Origin of the sequence: Blastomonas sp. CCH9-A1 (assembly GCF_001557175.1) — a bacterium.
Classification (GTDB): Bacteria; Pseudomonadota; Alphaproteobacteria; order Sphingomonadales; family Sphingomonadaceae; genus Blastomonas; species Blastomonas delafieldii_A.
This window is the reverse complement of record NZ_LSHM01000080.1, coordinates 1-4,933: the sequence shown is the minus strand read 5'-3', so window position 1 is coordinate 4,933 and position 4,933 is coordinate 1. Positions and strand designations below refer to the sequence as shown.

Sequence of the window (4,933 nt, the reverse complement as noted above, 5' to 3'; positions counted from 1 at the left end):
GGGGTCCGGTGAGAGAATGTTCGAAAACGTACGCTAAGGGATCAGAGCGATTGCAGGGTGTGGAGCAGTTGGTATGAGGCCCGTTTGATTGCGCCATCGTAGCGGCCGAACGCGAACGCTGTCGCTTTCGCCTGTCTTTGGATCATGTCGGGATGCCGTTCGAAGGCTCGATCTACTGCAGCAAGCACATCGTCAGCACCTGATGCGACCTCTCCCAGATGCCAACCAGCGTACCTTGGATCGTCCTGCCAGTTAGCGCCATGCGCATTCACGAAAGCGACGGGCCGCGGCTTAGCGAGGAATTCGTAAAGCTGGCTCGACATGTCGCCCAGATAGATGTCGGCGGCCCGCGCATAGCTCATGTCGAACAGCTTGGGAGAATCCAGATCGACCGCGATGTGCTCTGGCACGGCAAGTTCCAGCCACCGCGCTCGCGCGATCGGATCGAGGTTTTCGAACGCGCGGACATGAGGGGCGAAGACCAAGTTGTACCGCTCCTGTTGGCGGAAACGGGCGATGACATCGCGAGCGATCCCGATCGAGGACAGCGCAGGATCAAAATGAGGGTTGTAGAAGACGGTCGGGCGATCGTTGTCGAACAATCGCGGTCCGGTGGGCAAGGCCTGCAAATAGTCGATCTTTATATAGCCCACGGCCGAAAGCCGCTTACGGCTGAGGCCTTGCGCGACGGCACGCTCGATGTCTTTCTGTCCGGGAACGAAGATGGCATCGAAGGCTCTCTGCTTGGCTTCGGAGGATGGTGCACGGTCGCCAGCGCCGTGGCGGAAATGTACCAGCGGACGCTTCCATCCGAGCCATCGCAACGCCGCAGAGGTGCGCTCGGGAACGATGATGGCCTGGGTCTTGCGGGCCTGCCATCGGATCCGCGCCAGCAGGGGCCCCTTCGCCGCCGAGCGGCTGCCCGTTATGCGCGCTGCAATCCTGCCCGCCCAAGGCCAGGCGATCTGCGTCACGGTCATCGTGCTGGCTCTCATCGCCGCAGCCACTGCGCGCAAGGCGGCGGCGGTGCGGTCGTCGGCGCAGATGCAGCGGACCGTGATATCCGGATGGCTCAGGCTAAGTTCTGCGGCGACCGGCGCGAGATGCAGGACCTGATGCTCCCCTCCGATGAATACGAACGTGAGATTGTTCAAATTCGTCATGCCTTGATCGATGGGCGCGCTTTTCGAGCGAGAAGCTTCTGTCCGTCCGTCCTGATCTCTCCGTTCGGCGTAACATGCCGGTAGAGCGTCTGACGCGTGATGCCCAGCTCGGCGCACAGCTCGGCGACCTTGGTTTCGGGTTTGCCCATAGCCGCCTGGGCAAGCCGCAGTTTGGCGGGCGTCATCTTGAACGGGCGACCGCCATGTCGGCCGCGCGCACGTGCCGATTCCAGACCGGCGCGGGTGCGCTCGACGATCAACTCGCGCTCAAACTCGGCGAGGCCGGCAAAAATCGCAAAGATCAACCGACCGTTGGCGGTGGTGGTGTCGATCGACGCGCCTTCGCCGGCCAGCACCTTGAGGCCGATGCCACGCTTGGTCAGGTCGCCGACTGTGTTAACGAGGTGGCGCAGGTCGCGACCGAGGCGGTCGAGCTTCCATATGACCAGCGTGTCATCACGGCGCAGTGCCTTCAGGCAGGCATCCAGCCCCGGCCGCTTGTCGAGCCGGCCCGACGCGGCATCCTCATAGATATGCTCGGGATCGACGCCGGCCGCGACCAGCGCGTCGTGCTGAAGGTCGTGAACCTGGCTGCCATCCGCCTTGGACACTCGCGCGTAACCGAGCTGCGTTGTCACATATACGTCCGTCTGCGTGACGGAGCGGCATTGCCCGTCGATCAATCTGCATAATGTCACATAACCCGTCTCCTCGTCTATGCTCCATGAACAGGGCCACATCCCTGTTGCGTGACAAACAGGAAGCCGATGCCGTCCAGAACAATATTATCGCCTGCGCAGCGCGCTGTGATCTTCGATCCGCCTTCTGACAGCGCGACGATCGAGCGGCTCTTCACTCTCGGCCCCGATGACCTCGCGCAGGTAGCGCGTCGTCGGCGCAGAGCGAACCGGCTCGGCTATGCCGTGCAGCTCTGCTACCTGCGTCATCCGGGGCGTGCGCTGCTGCCGAGTGAAGCAGTGCCCGCCCTCATGCTGTCGCTGCTCGCCGACCAGATCGGTTGCCGGATCGACGACTTCGCCGACTATTCTGCCCGTGCGACGACGCTGCGCGAGCATCGCGCCGAGATCGAAGCGTATCTTGGTCTGCGCGCCTTTGACCGGATCGACGTACGATCGACGCTGGCACTGGGATCAGAGATCGCCACCTCGACCGATCGGGGCGAGGCGATCGTCGCCGGCATGGTCAATCGCCTGCGGCTCGACCGGATTGTTCTGCCTGCGGCATCGACGCTGGAACGGCTCGCCCTCATCGTGCGGGCCCATGCACGCAAGGCCGCCCATGCCGGACTGATCCGCGATTGCTCGGCCGATCAGGAAGCGGCACTCGAACGCCTGATCGCATCCGATGACAATGGTCGCACCCGTCTGGGATGGCTACGCGAATGGCCGGAAGCGCCATCGGCGTCGAACCTGAAGGGGATCGTCGAACGGCTCGACGCGGTGCGCGGCATCGGGATCGCAACCGATCGGGCACGACGTATCCATGCCGCCCGCTATGCCGTCATCGCCCGGACCGCCGGCATCGTCACTGCGCAACACCTCCGGCGTCTCGAACGCCCGCGCCGACTCGCGATGCTGGTCGCCTCCATGATCGAGATGGAGGCGGCGCTGACCGATGCCGCCTTGGTCATGGTCGAGAAGATGGTGGGGGCGCTGTTCCGCCGCGCCGACCGTACCCGGTCCGACCGGCTGCTCGGGCAGGCACGGATGCTGAAAGACACGGCGCGCTTTCATGTCCGGCTCGGCCGCTTGCTGGTCGATGCACGCGCGAGCGGACGCGACGCCTTTCGCACGATCGATGACCGGGTGGGCTGGGATCAGCTCGAACGCAGCATCCGCTTCGCCGAGGATCTGACGCGTGCGGCCGATGACGGTCTGGAGGAAGTGGTCGAACGCTACCCTGCCGTGCGGCGGTTCGCCCCGACCTTCCTCGCCGCCTTCACCTTCCGGACCGCGAGATCGGGCGATCCGCTGCTCGGCGCGATCGAGGCGCTGCGAACGATGTACCGCGACGGCCGATCGGTCCTGCCGAAGCGTGTGCCGACCAGCTTCATCAAGCCACGCTGGCACAAGGTCGTGCAGCCGGCCGAAGGGACAATCGACCGCCGCGCCTATGAGATCGCGGTGATCGTCCACCTGCGCGAACGGCTCGGATCAGGCAGCATCTGGGTAGATGGCAGCCGCGCCTATCGCACGCTGGACGATTACCTGCTGCCGGTGCCCGCCTTTGAGACGATGCGCACCGATAGCGATCTGCGCCTCGCCGTGCCGTCCCGTTTTTCTCAATGGTATGAGGAACGGCGCGCGATGCTGACCCAGCGCATGACCGAGGTGGAGCGCGCAGCCGCGGCCGGCGAACTGGTCGACGTAACGATCGAGCGCGGGCAGTTGTTGATCTCGCCGATCCGGCGATCTCCGTCCGACGATGCCGAGGCGCTGAAGGCCCGGCTCTACGCGATGCTGCCGCGTGTCCGCATTACGGACCTGCTGGTTGAGGTCGCCGCGTGGTCGGGCTTTGCCGACCGTTTCGTTCATGCCCGCAGTGGCGAGCCGGCCTCTGACCAGTCCGCGCTGATGGGGTCGATCCTCGCCGATGCGACCAATCTCGGCCTCGGGCGCATGGCGGAAAGCTCGCGTGGGCTGACATTGTCACGCCTGCGCTGGACTGCGGAATGGCATGTGCGCGATGAAACGTACCTGTCGGCGCTGGCGGCGATCGTAGACTGCCACACCGCGCATCCGCTCGCCCAGGTCTGGGGACCGGGCGACACATCGTCCTCGGACGGGCAGTTCTTCCGCGCCGGCGGTCAGGGCGAGGCGCGCGCCGATCGCAACGCCCGCTACGGCAGCGAACCCGGCGTGCTGTTCTACACCCACGTCACCGACCGCTTCACGCCGTTCCATACCAAGGTCATAGCCGCCAATGCTGGCGAGGCCGCGCATGTCCTCGACGGCCTGCTCGATCATGAGAGTGAACTGGTGATCCGCGAACATGCGACCGATACCGCCGGGGCGGTCGATCATGTCTTCGGCTTGTGCCATCTGCTCGGCTTCCGCTTCGCACCGCGTATTCGCGACCTCAACGAACGCCGCCTGTATAGCCTGTCGTCGCTCGATCCTTGGCCGACGCTGCGCCAACTTGTCGCGGGCCCGGTCAACGTGCGCGCGATCGAAGAGGATTGGGACGAGACGCTGCGGCTCGCCGCCTCGATCCGCGCCGGCACCGTCAGTGCCTCGGTCATGCTGCGCAAGCTGGCGGGTTTCCCGCGTCAAAACCCCGTCGCCCGCGCGCTGCGTGAGATCGGGCGGATTGAGCGCACACTGTTCATGCTCGACTGGTTCGACGATCCCGAACAGCGGCGTCGCACCGGCAGCATCCTCAACAAGGGTGAGGCCCGCAACGCGCTCGCCCGCGCCATCTTCTTCAACCGCCTCGGCGAACTGCGCGACCGCACCTTCGAGAACCAGCGCCATCGTGCCTCTGGCCTGACCCTGCTCACCGCGGCCGTCACGCTCTGGAACACCGTCTATCTCGACCGCGCCGTCCGGCATTTGCGCGCCAGCGGTGTCGAGGTGCTGGACGAACTGCTTGCCCATGTCGCGCCATTGGGCTGGGAGCATATCGGCCTCACTGGCGACTATCTGTGGAGCGAGATGGACAAGCCCCGCGAGCGGTTCAGGCCGCTCCGCCTCCATCGGAACGGTCGGGATGCTTAGCGTACGTTTTCGAACATTCTCTCACCGGCCCCC

General features: G+C 65.0%; 3 protein-coding genes. 1 reads left to right on the top strand and 2 read right to left on the bottom strand.

Going from position 1 to position 4,933, the window contains the following annotated elements; genetic code table 11:
* Positions 1 to 41 precede the first annotated feature (41 nt).
* Together AX725_RS20160 and AX725_RS20155 are read right to left on the bottom strand one after the other, a co-directional pair.
* Positions 42 to 1,163, bottom strand: coding sequence for a hypothetical protein (locus AX725_RS20160; RefSeq protein ID WP_020817427.1), 1,122 nt, complete (start codon positions 1,161 to 1,163; stop codon positions 42 to 44).
* Positions 1,160 to 1,861, bottom strand: a complete 702-nt coding sequence (locus AX725_RS20155) for a recombinase family protein (RefSeq protein ID WP_372587600.1) — start codon at positions 1,859 to 1,861, stop codon at positions 1,160 to 1,162. The genes AX725_RS20160 and AX725_RS20155 overlap by 4 nt, the downstream gene beginning before the upstream one ends.
* Positions 1,862 to 1,930: 69 nt before the next feature.
* On the opposite strand from AX725_RS20155, the gene AX725_RS20150 reads away from it, so the two are divergent.
* A complete protein-coding gene (locus AX725_RS20150) occupies positions 1,931 to 4,900 on the top strand; it encodes a Tn3 family transposase (protein ID WP_060978499.1) in 2,970 nt (989 codons plus the stop codon).
* The last annotated feature ends 33 nt before the right edge of the window (positions 4,901 to 4,933 follow it).